This is a genomic window from Halomonas sp. 707D4 (assembly GCF_024158685.1).
In the GTDB taxonomy this organism is placed as follows: domain Bacteria; phylum Pseudomonadota; class Gammaproteobacteria; order Pseudomonadales; family Halomonadaceae; genus Vreelandella.
Genome location: NZ_JAMZBD010000409.1, coordinates 1 through 2,770 on the forward strand (window position 1 = coordinate 1; position 2,770 = coordinate 2,770).

The window sequence follows — 2,770 nt, forward strand, 5'->3', positions numbered from 1 at the left end:
GTCTACGCCCGCCGCGACGGCGCGGTCGCCGCCCCCACGGCGGGGCTTCACTTCGACCAGCCGCTGCTCGACGCGCTCAAGGAGAAAGGCGTCGAGAGCGCCTTCGTCACCCTGCACGTGGGCGCAGGCACCTTCCAGCCAGTGCGGGTGGACAACATTCTCGAGCACCACATGCACAGCGAATGGTTCGAGGTGTCCGACGAGACCTGCCAGAAGGTACGTAAGGCCCAGGCCGCAGGCCGGCGGGTGATCGCCGTGGGCACCACCAGCGTGCGCTGCCTGGAGAGCGCCTGCCAGAAAAGCGCCGACGGCCAGATCGCCCCCTACCAGGGCGATACCGACATCTTCATTTACCCGGGCTATGAGTGGCGCTGCGTGGATGCGCTGATCACCAACTTCCACCTGCCGGAATCGACGCTCTTGATGCTGGTCGCCTCCTTCGTGGGTCACGCGCAGATCATGCACGCCTATCGGGAAGCGGTCAGCGAGCGCTACGCCTTCTTCAGCTACGGCGATGCGATGTTCCTGACCCGCTGACGCCGCCGACGAAATCGAGACACGAGTACTTTATATGCGAAACGAATGCTTCATGCGCTTCGAGCGCCTGGCCGAGGATGGCCGCGCGCGCCGGGGCCGCCTGCACTTTCCCCGTGGCACCGTGGAGACCCCGGCGTTCATGCCGGTGGGCACCTACGGCACCGTCAAGGGCATGACGCCGGAGTCGGTCAAACAGATCGGCGCCGAGATCATCCTGGGCAACACCTTCCACCTGTGGCTGCGCCCGGGGGTGGAGGTGATCGAGGCCCACGGCGACCTGCACGACTTCGCCCAGTGGGACAAGCCGATCCTGACCGACTCCGGCGGTTTCCAGGTCTTCTCGCTCGGCAAGATGCGCAAGATCACCGAGCAGGGCGTGCACTTTCGCTCGCCGGTGGACGGCAGCAAGGTGTTCATGGGCCCGGAAGAGTCGATGGCGGTGCAGCGCTCGCTCGGCTCCGACGTGGTGATGATCTTCGATGAGTGCACGCCCTACCCGGCCACCTACCAGGAGGCCGAGAAGTCCATGGAGCTTTCGCTTCGCTGGGCCAGGCGCTCTCGCGATGCCCACGGCGACTCGCCCTCGGCGCTTTTCGGCATCATCCAGGGCGGCATGCACCCGGAGCTTCGCGAGCGCTCGCTCAAGGGGCTTCTGGAGATCGGCTTCGATGGCCTGGCCATCGGCGGGCTTTCCGTCGGCGAGCCGAAAGAAGAGATGATCAAGGTGCTCGACTACCTGCCCACCTGGATGCCGGACGACAAGCCGCGTTACCTGATGGGCGTCGGCAAGCCGGAGGATCTGGTCGAGGGCGTGCGTCGGGGCGTGGACATGTTCGACTGCGTGATGCCGACCCGCAACGCCCGCAATGGCCATCTGTTCACCCCGGAGGGCACGGTCAAGATCCGTAACGCCAAGCACCGGCATGACACTCGACCGCTGGACGAAAGCTGCGACTGCCACACCTGCCAGAACTTCTCCAGAAGCTACCTGCACCACCTGGATCGCTGCAACGAAATGCTCGGCTCGATGCTCAATACGATCCACAACCTGCGGTATTACCAGCGTGTAATGGCGGATTTGCGCGCGGCAATCGAAGCGGGTACATTGACCGCCTTTGTGGAGGGCTTTTACGCCCGGCGCGGCCTGCCCGTACCACCCCTTGCGAATTGATCGCCACGCGCCTTGGCGCGTGGCTCGACCCCTTACCCATTAACTGCGTCAACCAGGAGTTCGCTCGATGCTGGATTTCTTCATCTCACCGGCCCACGCCCAGGAAGCGGCCGCCGGCGGGGGCATTGCCCAAATCGTCATGCTGGTCGGTTTCGTACTGATCTTCTACTTCCTGCTGTGGCGCCCGCAGGCCAAGCGCGCCAAGCAGCACAAGCAGCTGGTGACGAGCCTCGACAAGGGCGATGAAGTCGTCATCGGCGGCGGTCTGGTCGGTCGCGTCACCAAGGTCTCCGACGAGTTCCTGACCCTGGAAGTCTCCGAAGGCACCGAAGTGAACGTGCAGAAGAACGCCGTGGCCGCGGTACTGCCCAAGGGTACCATCAAGTCCATCTGATCTTTGCGTCCCCCTGCCGCAGTGCCCGCCACCCGGCATGGGCGCGATGGTAAACGATGGTCAACGTTGCCGTACGCGATCGCTCGCGTACGGCAATTCCGTATGTCATTGAAGGCAGGGCTTACATGCTCAACCGTTACCCCCTGTGGAAGTATCTTCTGATACTGGTCGTATTGCTGTTCGGCCTTATCTACTCGCTTCCCAACCTATTTCCCGCCGACCCCGCCATCCAGGTAAGCAGCGCCCAGGGCGATGCCCTCGACGAGCGCGAGGTCTCCCGCGTCCAGCAGGCGCTGGCCGACAACGGCATCGAGGTGAAAGGGGCCGATCTCGAGAACGGCCAGTGGCTGATTCGTCTGGAAGACGACGACGACCAGCTCAATGCGCGCGACATCGCCGCCGAGACGCTGGGGCCCAATGCCACCGTGGCCTTGAACCTGGCCGACGCCACTCCGGGCTGGCTGCAGGCGTTCTCCGCCTCGCCGATGACGCTGGGCCTCGACCTTCGCGGCGGCGTGCACTTTCTGCTCGAAGTGGACATGGACGCCGCCATCACCCAGCGCCTGGAAGTCAACGCCAGCGCCATGCGCGAGCTGCTGCGCGGCGAGCGCATCCGCTATCGCAACACCGAGATCGACGGCCAGATGCTCTCCATCGATTTCGCCAAC

Annotated in this window: 3 protein-coding genes and 1 pseudogene; all 4 read left to right on the top strand. The window is 64.3% G+C overall.

The window, feature by feature from the left end; all coding sequences use genetic code 11:
- A partial coding sequence (queA, locus tag BIS11_RS14435) for a tRNA preQ1(34) S-adenosylmethionine ribosyltransferase-isomerase QueA (RefSeq protein ID WP_253586383.1) occupies positions 1 to 537 on the top strand: 537 nt, incomplete at its 5' end.
- 34 nt (positions 538 to 571) lie between these two features.
- A complete protein-coding gene (tgt, locus tag BIS11_RS14440) occupies positions 572 to 1,708 on the top strand; it encodes a tRNA guanosine(34) transglycosylase Tgt (RefSeq protein WP_253419106.1) in 1,137 nt (378 codons plus the stop codon).
- Positions 1,709 to 1,775: 67 nt separating this feature from the next.
- Positions 1,776 to 2,102 (top strand): preprotein translocase subunit YajC, encoded by a 327-nt coding sequence (gene yajC, locus BIS11_RS14445; RefSeq protein ID WP_018918121.1) that lies wholly within the window; start codon positions 1,776 to 1,778, stop codon positions 2,100 to 2,102.
- Positions 2,103 to 2,227: 125 nt separating this feature from the next.
- Positions 2,228 to 2,770: pseudogene (gene secD, locus BIS11_RS14450) on the top strand (protein translocase subunit SecD); the annotation flags it as partial.